22 protein-coding genes and 1 pseudogene are annotated in these 23,230 nt (G+C 40.9%); 13 read left to right on the forward strand and 10 right to left on the reverse strand.

From position 1 onward, the window contains the following. Positions 1 to 211 precede the first annotated feature (211 nt). The 6 genes from mnmL (at position 212) to QVC79_RS14080 (ending at position 6,429) form a co-directional block, all read left to right on the forward strand. On the forward strand, positions 212 to 1,150 hold the full coding sequence (gene mnmL / locus QVC79_RS14055; RefSeq protein WP_270592624.1) for a tRNA modification radical SAM protein MnmL/YtqA: 939 nt from the start codon (positions 212 to 214) through the stop codon (positions 1,148 to 1,150). Between the two features lie 228 nt (positions 1,151 to 1,378). Continuing rightward, on the forward strand, positions 1,379 to 1,870 hold the full coding sequence (locus tag QVC79_RS14060; protein ID WP_124318264.1) for a prolyl-tRNA synthetase associated domain-containing protein: 492 nt from the start codon (positions 1,379 to 1,381) through the stop codon (positions 1,868 to 1,870). Between the two features lie 48 nt (positions 1,871 to 1,918). Further along, a complete protein-coding gene (locus QVC79_RS14065) occupies positions 1,919 to 2,578 on the forward strand; it encodes an aspartate kinase (protein WP_087421069.1) in 660 nt (219 codons plus the stop codon). 162 nt (positions 2,579 to 2,740) lie between these two features. Next, on the forward strand, positions 2,741 to 4,066 hold the full coding sequence (gene ffh / locus QVC79_RS14070) for a signal recognition particle protein (protein ID WP_087421070.1): 1,326 nt from the start codon (positions 2,741 to 2,743) through the stop codon (positions 4,064 to 4,066). A gap of 163 nt (positions 4,067 to 4,229) precedes the next feature. Then, positions 4,230 to 5,105 (forward strand): bifunctional methylenetetrahydrofolate dehydrogenase/methenyltetrahydrofolate cyclohydrolase FolD, encoded by an 876-nt coding sequence (folD, locus tag QVC79_RS14075; RefSeq protein WP_087421071.1) that lies wholly within the window; start codon positions 4,230 to 4,232, stop codon positions 5,103 to 5,105. Between the two features lie 91 nt (positions 5,106 to 5,196). Next, on the forward strand, positions 5,197 to 6,429 hold the full coding sequence (locus tag QVC79_RS14080; RefSeq protein ID WP_270592625.1) for a spore maturation protein: 1,233 nt from the start codon (positions 5,197 to 5,199) through the stop codon (positions 6,427 to 6,429). Here the strand turns inward: QVC79_RS14080 and QVC79_RS14085 are convergent. After that, positions 6,389 to 6,955, reverse strand: coding sequence for a DUF4251 domain-containing protein (locus tag QVC79_RS14085; protein ID WP_270592626.1), 567 nt, complete (start codon positions 6,953 to 6,955; stop codon positions 6,389 to 6,391). The genes QVC79_RS14080 and QVC79_RS14085 overlap by 41 nt on opposite strands. A 125-nt stretch (positions 6,956 to 7,080) precedes the next feature. Here QVC79_RS14085 and QVC79_RS14090 point away from each other — a divergent pair, with 125 nt between their 5' ends. From QVC79_RS14090 to QVC79_RS14100, 3 genes are all read left to right on the forward strand, one after another. Further along, the gene (locus tag QVC79_RS14090) at positions 7,081 to 7,437 is read left to right on the forward strand and encodes a BlaI/MecI/CopY family transcriptional regulator (protein WP_087421074.1); all 357 of its coding nucleotides are present in this window, start codon (positions 7,081 to 7,083) and stop codon (positions 7,435 to 7,437) included. Between the two features lie 11 nt (positions 7,438 to 7,448). Next, on the forward strand, positions 7,449 to 8,963 hold the full coding sequence (locus tag QVC79_RS14095) for a M56 family metallopeptidase (RefSeq protein WP_270592627.1): 1,515 nt from the start codon (positions 7,449 to 7,451) through the stop codon (positions 8,961 to 8,963). A 188-nt stretch (positions 8,964 to 9,151) separates the two neighbouring features. Next, on the forward strand, positions 9,152 to 9,799 hold the full coding sequence (locus tag QVC79_RS14100; protein ID WP_151412134.1) for an energy transducer TonB: 648 nt from the start codon (positions 9,152 to 9,154) through the stop codon (positions 9,797 to 9,799). Between the two features lie 78 nt (positions 9,800 to 9,877). Here QVC79_RS14100 and QVC79_RS14105 read toward each other — a convergent pair whose 3' ends face one another. Genes QVC79_RS14105 through QVC79_RS14115 form a run of 3 tightly spaced genes read right to left on the reverse strand, consistent with a single transcriptional unit; the run spans position 9,878 to position 13,366 of the window. Next, entirely contained in the window at positions 9,878 to 11,149 is a 1,272-nt protein-coding gene (locus tag QVC79_RS14105; protein WP_270592628.1) for a M16 family metallopeptidase, read from the reverse strand. 11 nt (positions 11,150 to 11,160) lie between these two features. Further along, entirely contained in the window at positions 11,161 to 12,402 is a 1,242-nt protein-coding gene (locus QVC79_RS14110) for a M16 family metallopeptidase (protein WP_270592629.1), read from the reverse strand. A gap of 16 nt (positions 12,403 to 12,418) precedes the next feature. Next, on the reverse strand, positions 12,419 to 13,366 hold the full coding sequence (locus QVC79_RS14115) for an NAD(P)H-dependent flavin oxidoreductase (RefSeq protein ID WP_270592630.1): 948 nt from the start codon (positions 13,364 to 13,366) through the stop codon (positions 12,419 to 12,421). Positions 13,367 to 13,781: 415 nt separating this feature from the next. On the opposite strand from QVC79_RS14115, the gene QVC79_RS14120 reads away from it, so the two are divergent. Beyond that, complete coding sequence (locus tag QVC79_RS14120) at positions 13,782 to 15,434, forward strand: MFS transporter (protein ID WP_270592631.1); 1,653 nt, start codon at positions 13,782 to 13,784, stop codon at positions 15,432 to 15,434. Positions 15,435 to 15,513: 79 nt separating this feature from the next. Here the strand turns inward: QVC79_RS14120 and QVC79_RS14125 are convergent, their stop codons facing one another. The 3 genes from QVC79_RS14125 to QVC79_RS14135 are packed head-to-tail and all read right to left on the reverse strand — an operon-like array spanning position 15,514 to position 17,932. Continuing rightward, the gene (locus QVC79_RS14125) at positions 15,514 to 16,461 is read right to left on the reverse strand and encodes a glycosyltransferase family 2 protein (RefSeq protein ID WP_270592632.1); all 948 of its coding nucleotides are present in this window, start codon (positions 16,459 to 16,461) and stop codon (positions 15,514 to 15,516) included. A gap of 2 nt (positions 16,462 to 16,463) precedes the next feature. Beyond that, entirely contained in the window at positions 16,464 to 17,000 is a 537-nt protein-coding gene (locus QVC79_RS14130; protein ID WP_270592633.1) for a DUF4199 domain-containing protein, read from the reverse strand. A gap of 14 nt (positions 17,001 to 17,014) precedes the next feature. After that, a complete protein-coding gene (locus tag QVC79_RS14135) occupies positions 17,015 to 17,932 on the reverse strand; it encodes a glucosaminidase domain-containing protein (protein ID WP_270592634.1) in 918 nt (305 codons plus the stop codon). Between the two features lie 50 nt (positions 17,933 to 17,982). Here QVC79_RS14135 and QVC79_RS14140 point away from each other — a divergent pair, with 50 nt between their 5' ends. Next, complete coding sequence (locus QVC79_RS14140; RefSeq protein WP_229782912.1) at positions 17,983 to 18,447, forward strand: cytidine deaminase; 465 nt, start codon at positions 17,983 to 17,985, stop codon at positions 18,445 to 18,447. Positions 18,448 to 18,838: 391 nt separating this feature from the next. Here QVC79_RS14140 and QVC79_RS14145 read toward each other — a convergent pair whose 3' ends face one another. The 3 genes from QVC79_RS14145 to QVC79_RS14155 all read right to left on the reverse strand — a co-directional run bounded on the left by QVC79_RS14145 (position 18,839) and on the right by QVC79_RS14155 (position 21,125). Then, on the reverse strand, positions 18,839 to 19,870 hold the full coding sequence (locus QVC79_RS14145) for an alcohol dehydrogenase (RefSeq protein WP_270592635.1): 1,032 nt from the start codon (positions 19,868 to 19,870) through the stop codon (positions 18,839 to 18,841). Positions 19,871 to 20,092: 222 nt separating this feature from the next. Next, a complete protein-coding gene (locus tag QVC79_RS14150) occupies positions 20,093 to 20,842 on the reverse strand; it encodes an MvaI/BcnI family restriction endonuclease (protein WP_270592636.1) in 750 nt (249 codons plus the stop codon). Then, a complete protein-coding gene (locus QVC79_RS14155; RefSeq protein ID WP_270592639.1) occupies positions 20,832 to 21,125 on the reverse strand; it encodes a helix-turn-helix domain-containing protein in 294 nt (97 codons plus the stop codon). The genes QVC79_RS14150 and QVC79_RS14155 overlap by 11 nt, the downstream gene beginning before the upstream one ends. Positions 21,126 to 21,250: 125 nt before the next feature. Here QVC79_RS14155 and QVC79_RS14160 point away from each other — a divergent pair, with 125 nt between their 5' ends. After that, a complete protein-coding gene (locus QVC79_RS14160; RefSeq protein WP_270592640.1) occupies positions 21,251 to 22,501 on the forward strand; it encodes a TRM11 family methyltransferase in 1,251 nt (416 codons plus the stop codon). A gap of 122 nt (positions 22,502 to 22,623) precedes the next feature. Then, positions 22,624 to 22,779: pseudogene (locus tag QVC79_RS14165) on the forward strand (DDE transposase); the annotation flags it as partial. Between the last annotated feature and the right edge of the window lie 451 nt (positions 22,780 to 23,230).

Here is a 23,230-nt window from a genome sequence, read left to right on the forward strand (position 1 = left end):
TCATTCTTTTCTCAAAATTTCATCTTAGGGATGCAAAGATAATTTTTTTTCTTGAATATATAAATAGGAAAAAATAGTTAAAATCTACGCAAACGTATGAAATTGGTAACTTTTCGGTAAAAATAGAGGTGTTGATAAAAAATTAGTGGGTTTTGTTAAATTCTAAACAGATAAATATTTATTTTTGCGAGCTGTTAATATTTTGTTCCAGATGAAATTTGAACTCGGTAAAAAACGATATAATGATTATCCGACTTTTTTTAAAACTCTTTTCGAGGAAAGGGTACAAAAGTTGTCGATAGATGGAGGATTCACTTGTCCTAACCGGGATGGGAGTAAGGGAGTGGGGGGATGTTCGTTCTGTAATAACGAGAGTTTTAACCCCGATTATTGTCGAGCGGTGCGGGGAATTACGGAACAGATCGATGAAGGTATCCGTTTCTTTGCCCGGAAGTATAAGGGACAAAGATATTTGGCTTATTTTCAGGCGTATTCGAACACGTATGCGCCGTTAGACGTGTTGAAGTTACGTTATGAAGAGGCTTTGGCTCATCCGATGATCTCGGGATTGGTAATCGGGACGCGACCGGATGTGGTGAGCGAGGAGGTTTTGGATTATCTGGAGGAATTGGCAAGGCGGTATTATGTCTGCGTGGAATACGGGGTGGAGTCCGTGAATGATACTGTTTTACGTCAGGTAAACCGGGGACATGATTTTGCCGTTGCAGAACAGGCTATCCGGGCAACAGCGGGACGTGGAATAACGATTGGTGCGCATTTGATTTTCGGGTTACCGGGGGAAAGTCGTGAATCTATGTTGGAGGGGGCTATTCGTTTGTGTGAATTGCCGATTCAAGTATTAAAACTTCACCAGTTGCAAATCGTGAAAGGGACTCGATTGGCGGAACAATACTTGGAAAATCCGGCACTCTTTCGTCTTTACACGTTGGATGAGTATCTGGATTTCGTTGTGGAAGTTATCGAACGTATCCGGCCCGATGTTTATTTGGAACGTTTCGTGAATCAATCACCTCCCGAATATTTAATCGCTCCACGATGGGGAATTAAAAATTTCGAGTTCACGGCGAAATTGGATAAACGTTTGGAAGAATTGGATACGTGGCAGGGAAGGTTGAAAGATAAAAGTTAAAGGTTAAAAACTAAAAGTTTGAATGAAGTTTATGGTTTTGGGTAATGTAGAATTTAAAATTTAGAATGAAAGGACTACCCCCACCGGCTCCCCCTGTGTAAGGGGGAGTTAGAGGGGGTAGATTGGAAAGGTAAAAGATAAAAACTAAAAGATAAAAGTTGGAAATCAAGAAGCGTTGGCTCCGTGTGGCTGGAATCTAAAATCATAAAATCAAAAATTAATTAATACATGGTAGGACAGGAGAAAGTATATGAAACGTTGGCAGCTCTGGGGATAGAGTTTGAATATACGGAACATCCGGCTGCACCGACGATCGAGATTGCCAGACAATATTGGAAAAATCTGGATAGTACACATTGCAAGAACTTGTTTTTCAGAAATCACAAGGGGAATCGTCATTATTTGGTAATTCTTCAATGTGATCATGATATGGCTATCCATGATATGGAAAAAATGTTGAAGCAGGGTAAGTTAAGTTTTGCCTCTGAAACTCGAATGGAAAAATATTTGGGATTACGTCCCGGTTCTGTCAGTCCTTTTGGTTTGCTGAATGATGCGGAACACCACGTGTATGTATTTCTGGATAAGCATTTACAGGAAGCCAAAAGATTATCATTCCACCCGAATGACAATCACGCCTCGTTAGCCATAAAAACGGAAGATTTCATTCGTTATATGGATTACGTGGGAAATGCTTACGAGTGGATAGAACTATATTAATAATGAGAGAAATAATTTTCAATTTTCAACTTTCAATTTTCAATTAACATGATCAGTGTAGCCCAAGCAGTGGAAGGAATCGTAAAGCATAAACCTTATTTGTCGGAATCTTTGGCGGCAGGGATTATCAATATCTCGGCTTTGGCCCGACAGATACAGGAAGAAGTGGAGAAATTATTGGGAAAGCCGGTAAATGCAGGTGCAATCGTGATGGCGTTGAATCGGTTGGCTCCTTATTTACAAGTGCGGGAACAGGTACAATTAAACAAGTTGCTGAATAACATGGGGGATATTATCTTGAGGAGTAACTTGTGTGATTACACGTTTAAAAATTCGAATACTCTGATGGATTGCCATATCCGGGTGCTGAAATCCATTGCACGAAGAGACGAGGTCTTCTACACGATGGTGCAGGGGGTTTTCGAGACCAACCTTGTCGTGAGTGAAATCATGGAAGGGATGGTGGATGAACATTTCAAGGAGGAACAGTGTATTTTCAAAAAGAATGGTTTGTCGTCCGTTACGTTGAAGCTTCCTAAAGGAAATATATTGCAACCCGGTTTCTATTATTGCATAATGAAGGAGTTATCTTGGGAGGGGATCAACTTGACGGAGGTTATTTCTTCCACCAACGAGTTTACCGTTGTAGTAGATAATTCGTTAATAGACAAAACGTTTGTGGTGTTGAAGAACATCAGTCGGAAATAGTAAAAAGAAGAGTGTCGCAAAATTGAAAAGTGAAAATGTATGTTTTCGGGTAAAATTATTAATTTTGCGGGGAATGAATTAATTAAGAGTTATAATAGCGAATTTTGAAGATTAGATGCGAGTGCATTGTAATTTCAATTTTCGAATTTCAATTGATAAATTATGTTTGAGAATCTATCGGAGAGGTTAGAAAAATCGTTTAAGATTTTAAAAGGACAGGGAAAGATCACCGAGATCAACGTGGCCGAAACGCTTAAAGAGGTGAGACGTTCATTGTTGGATGCCGACGTAAACTATAAGATCGCGAAAGAGTTTACCAACACGGTAAAAGAAAAGGCATTGGGGATGAACGTGCTGACGGCCGTGAAACCGGGTCAGATGATGGTGAAGATTGTTCACGATGAATTGATCCAGTTGATGGGAGGGACCCATGTCGATATTAATATAAAAGGTAATCCGGCTGTTATCTTGATGTCGGGTCTGCAAGGTTCCGGTAAAACAACATTTTCTGGTAAACTGGCTAATTTGCTGAAGACAAAGCGGGGAAAACATCCTTTGTTAGTAGCCTGTGACGTTTATCGTCCGGCAGCTATCGAGCAGTTAAAAGTGCTTGGAGAGCAGATCGGGGTACCCGTGTATAGCGAGGAAGGAAACAATGATCCTGTGAAAATTGCCTTGAATGCCGTGAAAGAGGCTCGGGCTACGGGTAAAGATGTCGTGATTGTCGATACTGCGGGACGTTTGGCTATTGACGAGCAGATGATGAATGAAATTGCTGCCATCAAGAAAGCAATCGATCCGGAAGAGACCCTTTTCGTGGTGGATGCCATGACCGGACAGGATGCCGTGAACACGGCGAAGGAATTTAACGATCGTCTGAACTTTGATGGTGTGATCCTGACCAAGCTGGATGGTGATACCCGTGGTGGTGCGGCATTGTCTATTCGTACCGTGGTGAGTAAGCCAATTAAATTTGTCGGTACGGGTGAAAAACTGGAGGCTCTTGATGTGTTCCATCCCGAACGTATGGCTGACCGTATCTTGGGTATGGGTGATATTGTTTCTTTGGTTGAAAAAGCTCAGGAGCAATTTGACGCGGAGGAGGCGAAGAAGTTACAGAAAAAGATCGCCAAGAATCAGTTTAATTTTAATGACTTCTTGAGCCAGATTCAGCAGATCAAAAAGATGGGTAACATAAAAGATCTGGCATCCATGATCCCGGGTGTGGGTAAAGCATTGAAAGATGTGGATATTGATGATGATGCGTTTAAAGGAGTTGAGGCTATCATTTACTCGATGACCCCGGAAGAGCGGGAGAATCCGGAACTAATCAACGGTTCTCGTCGTAAACGTATTGCATCCGGTAGCGGTACCACTATTCAAGATGTAAATCGCTTGTTGAAACAGTTCGATGAATCCAAAAAGATGATGCGAATGTTATCCAAGGGCGGTAAGATGATGGGGAATGCCCCGATGAAGAGACGCTAAAGATTTTAGATTTTAAATTTTAGATTTTAGATTTAATCCTTTTATCAGGTTTGAATTTGAGGTTTAAGATTTAAAATCAAATAGATAAAATTGTAATTTTAGATTTCACGTGAATGTTCATGTGAAATTTAAAATTTGAAATCTAAAATTTAAAATTGATTAGATGGAAATTATTGACGGTAAAAAAATTTCAGCACAGGTAAAGCAAGAGCTTGCAGATGAAATCGCTGCTTTCGTGGCAGAAGGGAAAAAGGTTCCGCATTTGGTTGCTGTACTTGTAGGAAATGACGGGGCTAGCGAAACGTACGTTGCTAGTAAAGTGAAGGCCTGTCAGGCGGTAGGGATGAAAAGTTCAGAATTGCGTTATGGTGATGACATCACTGAAGAGCAGTTGTTGGCAGTCATTGATAAGTTGAACGAGGACCCCGATGTGGATGGGTTTATTGTGCAGTTACCTCTCCCGAAACATATTTCCGAAGAGAAAGTTTTGAACCGTATTCATCCGGATAAGGATGTGGATGGTTTCCATCCTTGTAACGTGGGTCGCATGGTGTTAGGATTACCAACCTATTTGCCAGCAACCCCGGCGGGTATTGTGGAATTGCTGACCCGTTATAATATCCCGACAGAAGGCAAGCATTGTGTTGTTGTCGGAAGAAGTAATATCGTGGGAACCCCCATGGCCGTATTGATGTCCCGGAAAGCCAAGAATGCCAATTGTACCGTTACATTATGTCATAGTAGAACGGCGAATTTGAAAGATATTACTCGGCAGGCGGATATTTTGATCGTGGCGATTGGTGTTCCGCATTTTCTGAAAGAAGATATGGTGAAAGAGGGAGCTGTTGTGGTGGATGTCGGGATTCATCGTATTCCTTCGGAAACTGCAAAGAATGGCTGGAAATTGGTCGGTGACGTGGATTATGACCACGTGGCTCCTAAATGTTCATATATTACCCCGGTTCCCGGTGGTGTGGGACCGATGACTATCGTGACTTTGTTGCAAAACACGATAAAAGCGTGTAAAGCAAAACATTAAATAATTGAAAGTTGAGAATTGAAAATTGAAAATGAAAGATGATTTCAATTTTCAATTTTCAATTTTCAATTTTGCATTTTCAATTGATTTTATGGTTCTCAATTATATCTGGATTTTCTTTTTTGGTGCGGCATTTATCGTGGCGCTTTGTAAATTGATCTTCATGGGTGATACAGAAGTTTTTTCTGCCATCGTGAAGGCCACCTTTGATATGTCCAAAACGGGGTTTGAGATCTCGCTAGGTTTAACGGGAGTATTGACCTTGTGGATGGGGATCATGAAAATTGGAGAACGGGGAGGGGCCGTGAAAGTGATGTCATGGTTGATCAGTCCTTTTTTCCGGAAGTTGTTCCCGGAATTGCCGCCGGATAGTCCGGCATACGGTTCGATCATGATGAATATTGCGGCAAATATGCTCGGGTTGGATAATGCAGCCACTCCCGTGGGATTGAAAGCGATGCAACAGATGCAGGAGGTGAATCCTCATAAAGATCGGGCTTCCAATGCGCAGATTATGTTTCTGGTGCTGAATACTTCCGGATTGACGATTATCCCGGTTTCCGTTATGGTGTATCGGGCGCAGATGGGGGCAGCGAATCCGGCTGATATATTTATTCCGATCTTGTTGGCAACTTACGTGTCCACGTTAGCCGGGCTGATTGCCGTGGCGGTATATCAACGGTTGAACCTGTTTAACCGGGTTGTCATGGCTTATTTGATAGGGGGAACTTTGGCCGTGGGTGGTTTAATCTGGTATTTTTCCGGGTTGGATAAGGAGACGATTACGACGATTTCCACGGTGGCGAGCAATGTTATTCTTTTCTCGATCATCACGGCTTTTATTGCCATGGGGGCTTGGCGTAAAATAAATGTGTACGACGCTTTTATTGATGGTGCAAAAGAGGGTTTTTCTGTTGCGATAAAGATTATTCCTTATTTAGTAGCTATTCTTGTAGCGGTTGGAGTGTTTCGGGCAGCGGGAGCGATGGATATGTTGATGAGTGGATTGGAACGTTTGTGTCTGGTTTGTGGATTAGATGCTGATTTTATACCGGCTTTGCCTACGGCCTTGATGAAACCGCTTAGTGGAAGTGGGGCGCGGGGGCTGATGATTGATACCATGAATACGTTCGGGGCAGATTCTTTCGCCGGGCGATTGGCATCAACTTTTCAAGGGGCTACAGATACGACATTTTATATAATAGCCGTATATTTTGGTGCGGTGGGGATTAAAAATACACGTTACGCGATACCTTGTGGATTGATTGCCGATTTTGCGGGTATTATTGCTGCTTTGGTGATGGCTTATATCTTTTTTGCATAGTAGAATCTAAGGGAGTTATTTGCCCGACATAACTGATAGGAGCTCGCTTACGGTCACTAAAATATAGATAGCAAGTTCCGTCATATTGAATATCCATGTTCAGATAACAAATATCTTGGTTGGAGCGAACGGTTATTTGATAGGCAATCGCTTTCTTTTTTCCATCTTGGTAAATTTTTACCGTGCGACTGAATAATACCGTGTTGAAGGAAACTGAATCTAAGTGTGAATTTGATGTCCATGTAGCTCTGCCGAAATAAGGAAGTTGTGTCGTTACCAAGGAGTCATTTATGCTTAGATAACAATTTTGTGGGTTAATGTCAATGTTGGCACCTGCCCCCGGCGGTGTGAAAAGTGTTTGTACGGTGGGGGTCGCAATGTAGAACTTAACAGTGAATTGATCGCTATTCACCAGTGCCAGTGTTTTCTGAAACTCTTTTTCGAAACGAGTTTCTTTTTTATTCTGAGCTTGACTTGTTGTAACAAACAGTATTCCAATTAAAAAGATGAATGTAATTCTTTTCATATTTTCCTTTTTCAAGTACGATACGTGAGGTGATCGAAAATGTTATAAATATATTTTCTACGAAAAGTTTGTATTGTTACGAAATTTTCGTAGATTTGCGAAAGAATCGTAAACAAATAGTTCGTATGGAAAAATTGACACATCAGGAAGAAGAGGTAATGTTGATCATCTGGCAGGTGAAAAGTGGCGTGATAAAAGATTTTTTGAATCGGATGGAAGAACCGAGGCCGCCTTACACGACGGTCGCTTCTATCGTGAAGAACTTGGAGAAAAAAGGATTCTTGACCAGTAAGAAACATGGAAATATTTACGAGTATATTCCCGTCATGGATGAAAGTGAATATAAAACGAAATTCATGTCCGGGGTGGTACGTAATTATTTTGAAAATTCTTACAAGGAGATGGTGACGTTCTTTGCTAAAGAGCAAAAGATCTCGGCAAAAGATCTCGAAGAGATCATCAAGCTAATAGAGAAACAATAAAATATACAATTATGGATGGGGCGTTCATTTATTTGATAAAGGTAAATATTGCGCTGGTCGTGTTTTATCTTTTTTATCGGCTACTATTTAGTCAGGATACCTTCTTTGTCATCCGGAGATTTTGTTTATGGACAATATTGGGTGTATCATTTATTTATCCTTTGGTTGCATTTTCATTCGAAGAAGAACAAAAGATGGCTATTCAACAAGCGGTTGTTCAATACGTACCCAATTTACTTCCAGAAGTAAGCGTGTTCCCGGAAGGACATCAAGTATCAGTGGGCGTCTGGGATATTCTAAGGTTTTGCTATTGGGGTATCGTAACACTTTTACTCGGTCGGATTGTTATTCAATTGGTTTCAATCGTTCAGCTAGTCTATAAAGGGAAAAGGGCGTGCTGTTGTTCGACTTCGGTGATTACGTTATCGGGGAAGATTACACCGTTTTCTTTTTTTAAATGGATATTTGTAAGTCCATCGTTATACAATTCTGATGATATGCAAGAGATTATCACTCACGAGCGGATTCATGCGGAACAGTATCATTCGTTGGACGTGATGGTTTCCGAAATTTTATGTGCTTTCTTTTGGATGAATCCCGCCATGTGGTTACTGAAACGCGAGATTCGTCGTAATCTTGAATTTTTGGCGGATAAGTGTGTTGTTCACTCCGGTTTTGACCGTAAGGCTTACCAATATCACCTTCTCCGTTTATCCCATCCTTCGGCTGCAGCTCAAATAGTAAATAAATTTAATGTGTCACCATTAAAAAAACGTATTATGATGATGAATAAAAAAAGAACCTCCAGAATGGGGTTAATCAAATATGCCTTGCTTGTTCCGATTGCAGGACTGTTGATTTTATCCAGTAATGTGCAAGCAATCGTGCAAGTGAATGAAAATGTAATGGGCGTTACGGGGCAGGATTCTATAGTTGCCAAAGGAATTGTTGTTGACACTAATGACCAGCCTCTTGTTGGAGCAAGTGTCATAATAAAGGGGACAGGTATTGGGACGATGACGGATGATAAGGGAGAATTTTCGATTACTGTAAAACCGGAAACCGTGCTTATTTTCTCTTACGTTGGAAAGGCAAATCAATTTCTTCCCGTGAAGAATGCCAAAAAAATGCGGATAAAAATGACAACAGAACCGGTTGTGTTGGATGAGCTAGTGGTTGTAGGATATAAAGAAAAAGGTGATAAGGATGAAGAGGTTTTCCAAATTGTAGAGGATATGCCTAAATTCGTGGGTGAAGATGGTAACGTGATGAAATTTTTGGCAAAAAGAATCCGTTACCCTTTTGAAGCGATGAAAAAGAATATTACAGGAAAAGTTTTCGTGACTTTTGTCATCAATAAAGACGGGGAGCCTGTAGATTTTAAGATTGCAAGGAGAGTGGATCCTTTGTTGGATCGAGAGGCCATACGTGTCCTGCAGTTGATGCCAAACTGGAAGCCGGGTACACAGAGAGGAAAGCCTGTCAGTGTTGAATATACCGTTCCGATTAATTTCCAATTGCAGTAGTTGTAAAGATACAAACCTTTTGTTGTATATAAATCTCCTATTTTGCATTATATATGATGTAAAATGGGAGATTTGTAAATTATTTTAATATCTTTGAAAAATAGTGTGAAGGTATAGAAACAGGTTGAAGTAGGTGTGTGGCTTGAGCTTGTTTTTGGCGGATTTATTAATTATTAAAAAGGTTCGTTATGACTACAAAGGGGAAAAGAGGTTTAAAGATGAAATGGGATTGGTGTATCCCGTTTTTTTCCATGTTGGGAATTTTGTTTTTAACTACTTGTCTGCAAGCGGCAGAAAAGGATTCGGTGAAGTTCGTGGCGAAAGGGATGGTGGTAAATAAGAATAAACAGCCCTTATGCGGGGCTTGTGTCATGGTGAAAAACTCGAACGAGAGAATATATACCGGGGTGGACGGGAAATTCTCGCTGGCGGTTAAGAAAGGGACGAAACTCGTGGTTTCTCTTTTGGGCAAGATGGATAAAGAGGTTCGTGCAAAGATTGACAAGGAGATGCAAGTGGTGTTGACTGACGAGGAATATATCGAGGAGAGAATGCCGCAATTTGTAGGCGAGGGGGTGGAAATGTATATCGTGCGGAATATAAAATATCCGAAAGATGCCTTGGAAATGAAGATTCAAGGGAAAGTCTACGTACAATTTATTATAGAGAAAGACGGGAGCGTGTCGGAAATAAAAATTCTTCGTCCCGTTTATCCTTCTTTGGATTATGAGGCGTGTCGGATAATTCAGGAAATGCCTCGATGGCGACCTGGAATTCAGAAAGGTAAGCCCGTGAGGGTTTCCTACACGATCCCGATAAATTTCATGTTGCAATAAAATACTCCCGAGAGGCGTTCAAGGGCGACCTCCCCTATCCACACCTAAAATGACTTCATGGAGTGGATAGGGGAGGTTTCAATTTTTCCCAGCTGTCACGATATACATATCGTCCACGGTCAAGTATTTTTGTGCCAGACGCATAATGTCTTCGGGGGTACAGGAACGGATCTTGTCGATAGCCCGGAGATAGAACGTGTTATCTTGCCCGTAATTGAGTTTGTGTTTCAAGGCATCGGACTGGGAGAAAACGCCGTCTAGTTCTCGTAACAACTCCCCGTTAAAATAACTCTTCACGAGGCTTAATTCTTCTTCGGGAACGAGTTCTTCCTGTAAACGACGAATCTCTTTTATACATTCTGTTATCGTGGCCTCGGTTGCCTCGGTATTGACATCTGTTGCGATCATCCAGTGGGCGGCTTGCGGCATGGTAACGTTGTATGAGCCGATGCCATAAGTGTACCCTTTTTCTTCCCGGATGTTCGACATCAGGCGGGAACCGAAATAGCCGCCGAGTACCATGTTCAAAAGCTGGAAATACGTGTAGTCTTCATCCAATAAGGTTACCCCGCTTTTTCCGATGCGAATGCTGGTTTGCACGGCATCGGGTTTCGAGACATGATATTTACCGGGGCTGCTTGGTCGCATGGTATAAACTTTATCCGGTGGTAGTGGGTTACTGCTCATGGGCGAAAAGGCTTGGCTTACTTCTTGTAAAACGGTATCACTGACATTCCCGCAAATCATGATTCTGCATTGTGATGCCTGCACTCTTTCCCGGTAGAAATCATGTAATAATTCCGGTGTCACTTGGTCGAAATCTTCCAGTGCGAAACAGTTTGCATAAGGATGTTCCTTCCCATACATACGGTAGATGAATTCCATCCGGGCAAGGTAAGAGGTCTTTTCTATGTTTACCAGATGTTGCTGTTTTCGATTACGGATATACGTTTCCAGCTCTTTTTGCGGGAATGTACTTTCAAGCGTCATTTCTGCCAGCATACGAATGGTTTGCGAGGCGTATTTATTAAGCGAAATCAGGCTTAATTCAGCTTTGTGCATACCGCAATTGAAATCCACGTATGCTCCATGATAATCAAACAACTCTGCAATTTCAGCAGAGGTATGTTGACGGGTTCCCTCGTTGAGCATGTTAATCATGCTTGATGCGATAACCGGACGGGATTGGTTGTAAATCCCGGCTGAGAGTACCACGTCCATCTTGAAAACCTCTTGATTGGGATCGTGAAGGTACACGATTTCGATTCCATTGGGAAGCGTGATTTGTTGATGCCCCCACAGCGATGGACGGGAGATTTCAGTGATGGACGGTTCTATATTCCTATTCATAAAAATAACAATTATTTGTCTTTAAGATACCACAAGGTAGAGCAATTCTGTGCGGAGAATAATTCTCGGGCGGTCTGTTTTATCGAATCAAGAGATACTTCTGCGTATCGGGTACACTCCGAATTAATCAAGTTAATATCTCCCAGATAGTCAAAAAACGCCAAGTTGGCTGATTTTCCTTGATAATTGATCTCGCTGTAAGAGATTCGGGCTTCAGTTTTGTTGATTACCTTTTGGAGTTCCCGTTCAGAAATCGGGTCTTCGATAAAATGGTCAATCTCGTTTTGGATGGCGGCTTCAGCCTCTTCTATCGCTACTCCTTCCGAGAGTTTCCCGGAGAAAATGAATAATCCCGGATCCATGTCCCCGGTGATATAAGCGTCTACTTCCGAGAATAATTTCCCGTTTTTAATGAGGTTGATGTACAAGCGGGAGGATTGACCGTTGGATAATATGTCCGAGATCGTGTCGCACGTGTAGAAATTATCCGATCGGCGGTCGCCCATGTGGTATACTTTATAGATTGCATCTGCCGGAACTTTGTTATGCTCGCATACGAGGCGACGCTCTTCGGTTTGTTGCGGTTCCATGGGTAATGCTTTTCTCTTATAACGGGCGGGAGGAATGTCCCCGAACCATTTTTTCACGAGTTCAAGGGCTTTCTCGTCGGTAATATTACCGCTGATACTTAGTATGGCATTATCCGGGGCATAGAAACGATGAAAGAAGTCTTCCACCTCTTCTAGGGATGCCCCTGCGATATGGTCAATGTTTTTCCCGATAGTAGGCCACTGATACGGATGTACCTTATAGGCTAATGGACGTAATTTCAACCAAATGTCCCCGTAAGGATTATTGAAGTAGCGCTGTTTGAATTCTTCAATGACCACGTTGCGTTGAACGTCAAGTGATTTTTGGGAAAAATCGAGTGCTAGCATCCGGTCTGATTCTAGCCACAAGGCCGTTTCGATATTGGGAGCCGGAATCGTGATGTAATAATTCGTGTAGTCGTTATTCGTGAAAGCATTACTATCTCCGCCCGCTTTCTGAACGTGATAATCGTAATCCGCGATGTGTTTGGATCCCCCGAACATTAAATGTTCAAAAAGATGGGCAAAGCCCGTGCGATTGGGATCTTCGTCCCGGGCACCTACTTTATAAAGGATGTTCACGGATACAAATGGAGTACTGGTATCCGTGTTACAAATCATTGTTAAGCCATTGTCTAGGGTGTGGCGTGTAAATTTTATCATAAATGTAAATTCATTTTCACAGTTTCAGATCGCCCAATTTGCTTGTTGTTTTGTTGAAATCAGCGATAATATCTTCCATAATTTCAGCCACGGTTTCTTCTTTGTGCAACATGGATGCGATTTGTCCGATTTCTAACTCGCCTTCCGTCATGTCACCTTCGAAGATTCCTTTCTTAGCCCGTCCTTTACCTAGAAGTTCGGTTAATTGGGCGGCCTCAGCTCCGGCGTCTTCCAGTGCTTTTACCTGATTGAAGAAGTCGTTTTTAATCAGACGAGTGGGGGCGAGTTTTTTTAATGCCAACATGGTGCCACCTTCTTCCGTGTCAAATACCCGTTGTTTGAATGTCGGATGGGCGGAAGATTCTGCGGCAACGGCAAAACGGGTTCCGATTTGTACTCCTTCCGCTCCGAGAGTCATGGCGGCTGCCACGGATTTTCCTGAGGATATTCCTCCTGCGGCAATAACAGGGAGGGAACAGGATTCCACTACATTGGGAATCAAGGTGAGCGTGGTTGTTTCTTCCCGTCCGTTATGTCCCCCGGCTTCAAAACCTTCTGCGACAACCGCATCTACTCCTGCCTCTTCACATTTCTTTGCGAACAGGGCACTACTGATCACGTGTACCACAGTGATACCATGCGACTTTAACAGGGGAGTCCATTTTTTCGGGCTTCCGGCAGAGGTGAACACAATTTTAACACCTTCTTGGATGATGATATTCATAAGCCGGTCAATTTCCGGGTAAAGTAACGGGACATTGATCCCCCACGGTTTATCCGTGGCCTCTTTCATCTTCCGGATATGTTCCACCAGTACTTCCGGGTGCATGGAGCCAGCTCCTAGTAATCCTAATCCCCCGTTGTTACTTACTGCGGAGGCTAGGCGCCAGCCGCTACACCATACCATACCTCCTTGAATGATCGGGTATTTTATATTGAAAAGTTTTGTTATTCTATTTTCCATGATGTATGAATAAAGTCATTTGTAATAATCTTTAGTAAAAAATTAGCTATAGGAACCGCTTCTAGCTATAAAATCACTCTTCTTGGAAGGCGTGCCGTAAAACAAAGATAAAGAAAAATGCTTTCTGTAGACAACATTTTCCCGCAAAAAGTGCTTTCTTCAGAAAGCACTTTTTGCGGGAAAATGTTTGTACGGGGGAAAGTCCCTTGATATTCAGTAATTCTGGGCTGAAATCCGGCAGTTCCCTTTTATTTTGGATTTCCCGTATTTTTAAAGAATAACAATGATTCTCTATTAAAAATAAATACTATTTTTGTTGCAAAATAAATTATTTACTTAGATGTGAAGAGGTAAAGGTGCGTGGTTATAGGAAAACATTGTTTATTTTCTTCATTTCTATAAAAAATAAATTCAAATGACAGAAAAGCTTACTCTTAGAGACAATGCAGCCGTTCGGTGGGCCGCTTTATTGTTGCTGGCATTAGCCATGTTTTGTTCATACATATTTATGGACATTTTATCACCGATTAAAGATTTGATGCAGTCGGAACGTGGTTGGGATTCGTTGGCATTTGGAACAATGCAAGGTTCTGAAACATTCTTGAATGTATTTGTATTCTTTTTAATTTTTGCCGGTATCATTCTGGATAAAATGGGTGTTCGTTTTACGGCTCTTTTATCAGGTGGTGTAATGTTAATCGGTGCGGTTATTAAATGGTATGCTGTTGCAGAAGGCTTTAAGGGAAGCGGGTTGGAAGCATGGTTTACGAACAATTTGAATTATATTCCGGGTTTTGACGAGTTGGGAATCTCCCCATTCTATCAGGGGATGCCTGCATCTGCTAAACTGGCTGCGGTTGGTTTCATGATCTTTGGCTGCGGTGTGGAAATGGCAGGTATCACGGTTTCTCGCGGTATCGTGAAATGGTTCAAGGGACGTGAAATCGCTTTGGCAATGGGGTCCGAAATGGCATTGGCTCGTTTGGGAGTTGCTACTTGTATGATTTTCTCTCCGTTCTTCGCGAAACTTGGTGGGCAAGTTGATGTTTCTCGTTCTGTTGCTTTTGGTGTGGTTCTATTGATGATTGCATTGATCATGTTCATTGTTTATTTCTTCATGGATAAAAAATTGGATGCACAGACCGGAGAGGCTGAAGAAAAAGATGAGCCCTTTAAAATTAAAGATATTGGGAAAATCCTGTCCAGTGGAGGTTTCTGGTTGGTTGCATTACTTTGTGTATTGTATTACTCGGCTATTTTCCCGTTCCAGAAATATGCGGTTAACATGCTACAATGTAATTTGACATTTACTCCTCCTGCCGAAGGTTCTTTCTGGGCTGGGAATACTGTGACAATTATTCAATATTGTATCATGCTGGTTGTTGCAGCCACTGCATTTGCATTTAATTTTACAAGCAAGAAGGCATTGAAAACTTTGTTGCTAGCTATCTCTGTAATAGGTTTGATTATTTTCTGCTACATGGGTTATATGCGTCAGTCGGCAGAGACTATTTTTGCCGTATTCCCGTTGTTGGCAGTGGGTATCACGCCGATTCTTGGTAAAGTGGTTGACAATAAAGGTAAGGCTGCTACCATGTTGATGTTCGGTTCAATCTTGTTGATCGTGTGTCACTTGACATTTGCATTTATCTTACCTCTGTTTAAAGGTAGTGCAATCGGAGGTGTTTTGATTGCATACGTGACCATTTTAATTCTGGGAGCATCGTTCTCGCTGGTTCCGGCTTCATTGTGGCCGAGTGTTCCGAAGTTGGTAGATCAGAGAGTGATCGGTTCTGCTTATGCATTGATATTCTGGATTCAAAATATCGGTTTGTGGCTTTTCCCGTTATTGATCGGTAAAGTGTTGGATAACACGAATCCTCAAGTTGTAAATGACTTGAAGAATCACGTGATCACCCCGGAACAAGCAGCTGTTTCCTATGACTATACTTGGCCTCTTGTCATGTTGGCTTGTTTGGGGGGAGCCGCTTTGGTTATCGGTGTAATCCTGAAACGTGTTGATAAGGTGAAAGGCCTTGGTTTGGAATTGCCGAATGTTCAACAATAAGAGGAAAATTGATTATATTTATATTGAAAATGTCCACTTCAAATGAGGTGGACATTTTTAATTTAGAATATTTTGTGATTTATATTTTTTTCTCGATCCTGTACACGTTCCGATCGCTGGCACTTCGGGAAACTAATTCTGCCAGAAAACCGGACAAGAAAAGTTGAGAACCGATGATCATGCAGGTCAGAGCGATATAGAAGTAAGGATTGTTTGTTACCAGAGGGGCTCTCAGGTTATGGGCCACGGCGATCAGTTTTTCAATACCAATCCAAGCGGCGGCACAAAATCCGATAATAAATAACAGCGTTCCCAGCGCACCGAATAAGTGCATGGGTTTTTTAGCGAACCGGGTAATAAAAGTTACGGAAAGTAGGTCGAGGAAACCGTTAATAAATCGGTTCAACCCGAATTTCGTTACCCCGTATTTTCGGGCTTGATGATGAACCACCTTTTCCCCGATCCGGGTGAATCCGGCCTGTTTGGCCAAAATCGGAATGTAACGGTGCATCTCCCCGTACACTTCGATATTCTTCACTACCGTGTTTTTATAAGCCTTTAACCCGCAATTAAAATCATGTAACTTGATGCCGGAGAACTTCCGGGCAGTAGCGTTGAAGAGCTTTGTCGGGAGTGTTTTGGTTATCGGGTCATATCTTTTCTTTTTCCAGCCGGAAATCAAGTCATAATCTTCTTCCGTGATCATGCGGTAGAGTTCAGGAATCTCATCCGGGCTATCCTGCAAGTCTGCATCCATGGTGATTACCACGTCTCCTTGTGCATCCTCGAAACCACAATGTAATGCGGCTGATTTCCCGTAATTACGGCGGAATTTAATGCCGCGTACATGATTGTCTTTAGCAGACAGTTGTTCGATCACTTTCCATGACTTGTCGTTACTCCCGTCATCTACCATGATAATTTCGTAGGTAAAATTGTTCGTTGTCATGACTTTTTCAATCCATGCGGAAAGTTCCGGTAACGATTCCTCTTCGTTATATAACGGTACGACTACTGAAATATCCATGTTTAAAATTCTTGCGGGTTAAACGGTAATTTACTTCTTCTGACCAACCCGGCTATAAATAGCGAGAAGGCCGTTCCCACGATGATTCTATTGAATAGTTCCCCGAAAGCGATACTGGCGGGAACAAAATATACATCAACGTTTTCTTCGAGCATTTTGAAGAGTGGGGAATTCTGGCCGGTAATTTTCAGTGTGTTTATTGTCACGTTTTTGAATTCGGTCAGTAAGTCTGCGTTGAACGTGTATAAAAAGAACACGTACACGGCATAGCATAACGAGGCGATGCAAAGGATGAATATGCCTGTTTTCAGTGCTTTCCCGTAGGAAATGACACCTGCCAACTGTTCATCCCTGTATTTCCGAACACCGATGAATATCCCGAAAATGGTTAGCATCATGATGATGTTGTGGAATTGTGCGTTTACCACGATTCCTTTTCCTGCCAGGATAAATAACAAAGATGCGAAAATGAAGGTGCCCCCGATCAGGCACCCGAATATTGAATTCTGTTTTAAGAATAGCTCGTTATTTTTTTTCATTTAATTTTTCTCCTTTAGTATAATTGGGCGGGACCTCTTAACGAGATCATTTCTCCAACCTGAGGTTTTTCGCCGTTTCCCATGTAGTTATATTGCAACAATTTGGCGAGCTTGATTCCATATATCTGGGAGATCATGTACATGGTGTCTCCGGCTTTCGTTTTATGGAACGTGTAACCTTTGGGAGCTTTATTCTTTTTCTTTGCCAAGAACACGTGCATTCCTGTACGGATCGAAAGTTCGTTTTTATCGTTGTATTTTAATAATTTCTTCAACGGAATATTGAAATACTGGGCGATACTTTCAAACGTGTCCCCTTCTTTCACTTTTACAGAAGGAATCCGATTGATATATACCACCCGGCTCTGGTAGTTTTTGCTTTCGCTGAGTTTGTAGTTTAATTCATTGGGTATCGGACGGACTTTTTTTGCCGGACGATCGAATTGATATAACTCTTCTTCCTCGATAATCTTAATGAGTTTTTGTGCGTAATCGGAGGCGGTTGCATATCCTGCTTTTTTCAATCCTTTAGCCCAGCTTTTGTAATCTGTTTTTGGCAGGTCGAACAGAAAGGCATAGCGGGGACGGGTGAGCAAGAATTCACTGTGATCTACCCATGATTCTTCCGGATTCCTGTATTTTCGGAAACATTCGTTTCGTTTATCATCGTCCATGGTGAAACTGGCCCCGTTCCAGTTGTGGCATTTGATACCGAAATGGTTGTTGGCATTGACCGCCAGTTTGGATGTTCCGCATCCGGATTCCAACATTCCTTGTGCCAGCTTGATGCTGGCGGGGATTCCCGTACGATCCATCTCTTCGATGGCGATACTTTTATATTTTTTGATGAACGCTTTGCGACTGTCCGTAGAGGCTCCACATATGTTAACACATATAAAACTCAAAAATAAAATAACGTAAATCTTGCTCATAGTTTCCGATAATGTTTTATATTGGCGGTAAAATTACGAAAAAAAATAGAATGGAGAAAGCGGAATTGAAGATTGATTACACGGTGTACCGGGAATCTTACCCGGAAGGGTACGAGGAATTGTGTCGTGCTGCCTTGGATGTCACGAAAAATGCGTATTGCGTGTATTCCGGTTTTGCCGTGGGAGCCGCCGTGCTGATGAATAACGGAGAGGTCGTTTGTGGTACTAATCAGGAGAATGTTGCTTATCCTTCCGGGTTGTGCGCTGAGCGGACCGCATTGTTTTATGCTTGTTCCGCTTATCCGGAGATGGGGATTAAGGCAATCGCTATTGCAGCCCGTGATCATGGTGTGGAAGTGGATGAAAATGTTACTCCGTGCGGGGCCTGTCGGCAAGTGATGGCAGAAATTGTTCAACGTTATAAAGCGGATTTTGATGTTATCATGATAGGCAAAAAAAGAACCCTTTTGATCAAGGCCAGCCAGTTATTACCTTTCTCGTTTGTCATGTCTTAAAATGTCTTCCCGAAGAGAATGAAATATCGGTTTGATTAAACCAGAATTAGGTGTAATGCACTTGTAATCTAATAGAGAACAGTACCCTTTTTCGTTGATCATTCAGAGATAAACCGTTGATTCGCCTGTCGCTGTTATCTGAGTTCTGTTTAAGCTCTGGGGAGTTTTCGAAAGAGGGGTAGCTTTTCGGTTAGATCTCTTCTTGTTCTCGGATAGATTTGTTGTACTTTACGGGGTATTGTCTGTTGCTCAATATATTGCTTTACGTCTGTTCGTTATGTATTCGTTATGTCACCGTTGAAGTGAAGTTCTATAGTAACGGAGGCTTAACAATAACATAACGAAACAATGAAGGGACGGGTGTAAGCGTAAGGGTGGCGGAAGAATGTTTTTATCCTATCGCTATCTTTATCACCCCACCAAGTTTATGTTCGAATATATGATAGGCTTCTTCGATTTCGTTTAATGGAAAACGGTGTGTGATGAGTGGGGTGGTATCAATTTTGCCTTCTTCTATCAAACGAAGGATTTCGGTACAATCGCAACCATCCACACCTCCGGTTTTGAATGTGAGGTTTTTGCCATACATATCGGGTAATGGTAAAAGTTGCGGTTTGTCGTAGAGGGCAATCACAGTTACAATAGCGTTGGGGCGGGCGCATTCCCATGCCATACGGAAAGTAGTATCGCTTCCGGCAACTTCTAGTACGACATCGGCCCCACCATGATCGCTATGCTCAAGGACGAATTTTTGGCATGTTTCCGGTTCTGTTATCAATACATCGGGATAGTGTGCCCTGACAAACTGAATCCTTTCGGGGGATTTTTCACAGATAATGATTCGCTTCGGATTCTTCAGCATTACACAAAGTAACGTGCATATTCCGGTTGGTCCGGCCCCGATGATCAATACAGTATCGTCTTCCGTGATTTCAGAAATACGTGCAGCCCAAAATCCGGTGGCAAGGACATCACCCACGAAAAGGGCCTGTTCGTCGCTAACCGCATCAGGAATACGATTCAGTTCGCTATCGGCATAGGGGACACGTACATATTCGGCTTGTCCCCCGTCAATGCGACATCCTAAAGCCCATCCGCCATTAGGGTCGGTGCAATTGTTCACGAATCCTTTTTTGCAGAAGAAACACTCTCCGCAAAAGGTTTCCACGTTAACGGTTACTCGGTCTCCGGGTTTCACTGTTGTCACGTCAGCTCCTGTTTGTTCTACAATGCCCACCATTTCATGTCCGACGGTAATTCCCGGTATGGCACGGGGTACACTTCCGTGTTTGATGTGTAAATCGCTGGTACAAATACTGCTTAGCGTGACACGAACGATGGCATCTCGTGAATCTTCTATCTGGGGAATCGGCTTCTCTTGAAGCTTGAAATTTCCCTTGCTGATGTAGGTGTATGCTAACATTGGGTCGTAAAATAGAGGATCAAATTTATGATAGATAGGGATATTTTTGGTCTTGATAGATTTTGTATTAACTATTCAAGGGTTGTGTTGTGGAAAAAAATGCCCTTGAATAGTTAATGATATTCTTTATCGTATGTATAGACCAATTTGCTAATAATTTTGTAGTATTCAGAATCTATTGGGGGATGCTATAGAAAAACTAGAACTTCTGATTAAAATTTGTTATTCAATAATTTCATGACGAAGAAACAAGAGACGTAAGTTAGATTCCAATATTCTGAATCCACTACCATGATCGTGAGGTTTACCATAGTTTTTCCCTGATTTATAACTTCCAATTCTAATATCGTACATTATTAACCCCCTATCTATTAGGTCAAGAAATTTTTCGAAAGATGGTTCAAAATATATTTCAGCTTTATTAAAGTAGAATTTTTCTTCACCGTCCTCGTACTTTCTTTCAGCACTAACATAAAATAGATTTTTTAATTTTTTGTTCAGTATCTTTTCAAGACAGTCGTATGTATATCCAACATTACTATCTATTAGTGCTTTTGTGTTAATATCATATATCCCTATTCTAAGTAACCTTACATTTCGATCATTGATTAATCTGAACGAGAATTTCTCCTTTGAAGTATTAAATCTTGAGGCAAACATAGATGTGTGTAATCTATTTAGTGCTGGGTTATTTTCATATGGTGTGCCAAATTTGTTATTAAGATAGGCATTAGCTTTAAGAGGGAAGTTTGGACTCTTGGTAAATAATGTAACGTAAGATTGTGATTCTTCTCTATGAGATTTTATTTCAAAACCAGCCAAATCCGGCTCATCGAGGTTGTTTTCTACAACTCCGACATAATCTTCGAAAGTTTTTCCTATTCCCGTATTATTTTTTCTATGGCTTGGTACAAATCCTAGTTTTTTTACTTCTTTGAATTTGTCAATAATGAATTCTTTATCATTTTTCATATTGAACGATTTTTGATATTAATAAATTGATTATGTCGATATTTACTTTGTTTTCAAAATCAGAGTCTTCTAAAAAGATATGTTCGATAGGTATATGAAATTCATTACAAATTTTGTATATATGTTCAAGAGTATATTTGTGTACAAATTTTGGACTTTCAATATTACCTATCTGCCCTGGACTTAGTCCAATAGCATAAGCTAATTTCTCTTGCGTATATTTTTTTTCCTCTCTGAGTTTTCTTATTCTATCTATAATTTCTATTTGATATTCACTTTTCATTTTAAGCTGCTTTTTTAGTACTTTTGTACAAAAGTAGATGTTGTTGTTATTATATATACCCTCAATTTGAGAGTATGTATAGTATAATTACACTCAAATTGAGGGCGTGATTAAATTAAAAAGTGATGTATAACAGAATAGTAGATTATAGATGGAGTTTTCGAGATGCAAATACAAAAGAGTATACTCATTGTTATCATATATACCCTGCAATGATGATACCACAAGTTGCTCGTTCACTAATGGAAGAATATAAGCCTGAGGGGCGTTTCGAGTTATTATTGGATCCATACATGGGAAGTGGCACATCTTTGGTTGAGGCTTCTATATTGGGAGTTAATTCTATAGGGACTGATTTGAATCCTTTGGCTCGTTTAATGGCGAAAGTAAAGACAACTCATTATGATATAACGGAGATAAAGAAAGTATTTTCTATTATTCAATCGGAATTAGTGTTCTATTCAGATGATAAGGTTAATAGTTGTAACTTTGAGCATATTTCAAATTATTTATATTGGTATACTGAAGAAAGTCTAATAAAGCTATCCTATTTATCGCAATTGATTGAAAAGCATACCCTTTGTGCAGATTTTTTTAAAGTTGCACTTTCAGAAGTTGTTAGAGAGGTATCTTTTACACGGAATAGTGAATTTAAACGCTACAGAATGCCTGAAGAAAAAATCAAAAGTTTTAATCCAGATGTCTTTAGACTTTTTGAAGAAAAAATTACTAGAAATATCTGTGGGCTTGAAGAATATAATTCTGTGCAATCTACAGCAGTTTCTCGGATATGCGATTTTAATAGTTCTAATGGTATTCCAGTAGATATCCTTCCGGATGGTTCGGTTGATATGGTTGTAACTTCTCCTCCGTATGGAGATAGTAGAACAACTGTTGCTTATGGTCAATTTTCTCGCTGGGCTAATGAATGGTTTGGACATGAAAATGCTCAAAAGCTAGACTCAATTCTAATGGGAGGTGGAAAATCGGATACAGAATTATTTGTGACTAATTCTATTCAGAAGGAATTGAATGATATTAGAAATTTAGATGTCAAACGTTATTACGATGTTGTTTCTTTTTTAAATGATTATTGGTTATCGATACAAAATGTCGCACGAACTGTTCGGGTAGGAGGTGTTGTATGCTATGTTGTTGGCAATCGTACGGTTAAGGGAATACAAATTCCTTTAGATTATTTTACTGCAGAGATGTTTGAAAAGTGTGGCTTTGAGCATAAAACAACGATCGTACGTGAAATTCCTAATAAACGTATGCCAGCTAAAACAAGTCCGAGTAATAAAAGTGGAGATAATGTAGATACTATGAGTAATGAATATATTGTTATAATGACGAAACGGACTCTTTTAAAATAATATTTTGGAGTAAGATAATACTTGGTATTTATATTACGTGTATATAGGTTATTTAAATGAAGAAATTATTTGATAATTACAAAAATTTACTCCAAGAGTGATTGTTAAACACGCGTGTTACCGCCGCGGCTGACGAGACTCAACGAAAGGTACTTCGTTCCACATTATCCAGGGCGAGAGCCATCAGGCTCAAGGGAAGTTTCGGTACCCAGAAACAACATTACTCGCTGGACAAGATCAAGGCAAGGAAAGAAGAGACCGAGATATTATGGATATTCCAACGGTAAAGAAAGGTTTCACAAGAGATACGGCATCTGATCTCTGAATTTACTGAATATCTCATTTTAAAGTTTTAAATATACACTTTTTAGATGTAAAGTTGTAATGTGTCGTGGTGATTCAAGTGTAAAATATACAATATCGTATAATTATCGACTGTTAATTTGTGAAGGAATATTTGCTTTCTGTAAAAATGTTTATATATTTGCAATGCATAACATACTCAACGGCGGGGAATCCTGCCACAGTGTAGCAGGCATTTTTTTTGCCTGTTAACTCCATACGGCGGTTCCGTACCCCCGTGTGGAGTGTTAATGCACCCACAGCCGTTGAGTGGTGTTATGCAACGGGACAGACGGAACCGTTTCTTTTCGTCCTAATCTTTAAACAAAAAGGCTTATGGGAGCAAATCGTAATTGCATCTTTGCGTGTAAAGGAGGAAGTCCGGCT

The organism is Butyricimonas sp., assembly GCF_019423355.1.
GTDB classification, from domain to species: Bacteria; Bacteroidota; Bacteroidia; order Bacteroidales; family Marinifilaceae; genus Butyricimonas; species Butyricimonas faecihominis.

Bases quoted from the DNA above. Each gene is read 5' to 3' on its own strand.
- QVC79_RS14150 (WP_270592636.1), bottom strand. From the start codon at position 20,842: ATGAAAAATGATAAAGAATTCATTATTGACAAATTCAAAGAAGTAAAA.
- QVC79_RS14110 (WP_270592629.1), bottom strand. From the start codon at position 12,402: ATGATAAAATTTACACGCCACACCCTAGACAATGGCTTAACAATGATT.
- QVC79_RS14090 (WP_087421074.1), top strand. From the start codon at position 7,081: ATGGAAAAATTGACACATCAGGAAGAAGAGGTAATGTTGATCATCTGG.
- QVC79_RS14080 (WP_270592625.1), top strand. From the start codon at position 5,197: ATGGTTCTCAATTATATCTGGATTTTCTTTTTTGGTGCGGCATTTATC.
- QVC79_RS14130 (WP_270592633.1), bottom strand. From the start codon at position 17,000: ATGAAAAAAAATAACGAGCTATTCTTAAAACAGAATTCAATATTCGGG.
- QVC79_RS14160 (WP_270592640.1), top strand. From the start codon at position 21,251: ATGTATAACAGAATAGTAGATTATAGATGGAGTTTTCGAGATGCAAAT.
- QVC79_RS14085 (WP_270592626.1), bottom strand. From the start codon at position 6,955: ATGAAAAGAATTACATTCATCTTTTTAATTGGAATACTGTTTGTTACA.
- QVC79_RS14135 (WP_270592634.1), bottom strand. From the start codon at position 17,932: ATGAGCAAGATTTACGTTATTTTATTTTTGAGTTTTATATGTGTTAAC.
- QVC79_RS14065 (WP_087421069.1), top strand. From the start codon at position 1,919: ATGATCAGTGTAGCCCAAGCAGTGGAAGGAATCGTAAAGCATAAACCT.
- ffh (WP_087421070.1), top strand. From the start codon at position 2,741: ATGTTTGAGAATCTATCGGAGAGGTTAGAAAAATCGTTTAAGATTTTA.
- QVC79_RS14140 (WP_229782912.1), top strand. From the start codon at position 17,983: ATGGAGAAAGCGGAATTGAAGATTGATTACACGGTGTACCGGGAATCT.
- QVC79_RS14125 (WP_270592632.1), bottom strand. From the start codon at position 16,461: ATGGATATTTCAGTAGTCGTACCGTTATATAACGAAGAGGAATCGTTA.
- folD (WP_087421071.1), top strand. From the start codon at position 4,230: ATGGAAATTATTGACGGTAAAAAAATTTCAGCACAGGTAAAGCAAGAG.
- QVC79_RS14100 (WP_151412134.1), top strand. From the start codon at position 9,152: ATGACTACAAAGGGGAAAAGAGGTTTAAAGATGAAATGGGATTGGTGT.
- QVC79_RS14145 (WP_270592635.1), bottom strand. From the start codon at position 19,870: ATGTTAGCATACACCTACATCAGCAAGGGAAATTTCAAGCTTCAAGAG.
- QVC79_RS14060 (WP_124318264.1), top strand. From the start codon at position 1,379: ATGGTAGGACAGGAGAAAGTATATGAAACGTTGGCAGCTCTGGGGATA.
- QVC79_RS14155 (WP_270592639.1), bottom strand. From the start codon at position 21,125: ATGAAAAGTGAATATCAAATAGAAATTATAGATAGAATAAGAAAACTC.
- QVC79_RS14120 (WP_270592631.1), top strand. From the start codon at position 13,782: ATGACAGAAAAGCTTACTCTTAGAGACAATGCAGCCGTTCGGTGGGCC.
- QVC79_RS14115 (WP_270592630.1), bottom strand. From the start codon at position 13,366: ATGGAAAATAGAATAACAAAACTTTTCAATATAAAATACCCGATCATT.
- QVC79_RS14105 (WP_270592628.1), bottom strand. From the start codon at position 11,149: ATGAATAGGAATATAGAACCGTCCATCACTGAAATCTCCCGTCCATCG.
- QVC79_RS14095 (WP_270592627.1), top strand. From the start codon at position 7,449: ATGGATGGGGCGTTCATTTATTTGATAAAGGTAAATATTGCGCTGGTC.
- mnmL (WP_270592624.1), top strand. From the start codon at position 212: ATGAAATTTGAACTCGGTAAAAAACGATATAATGATTATCCGACTTTT.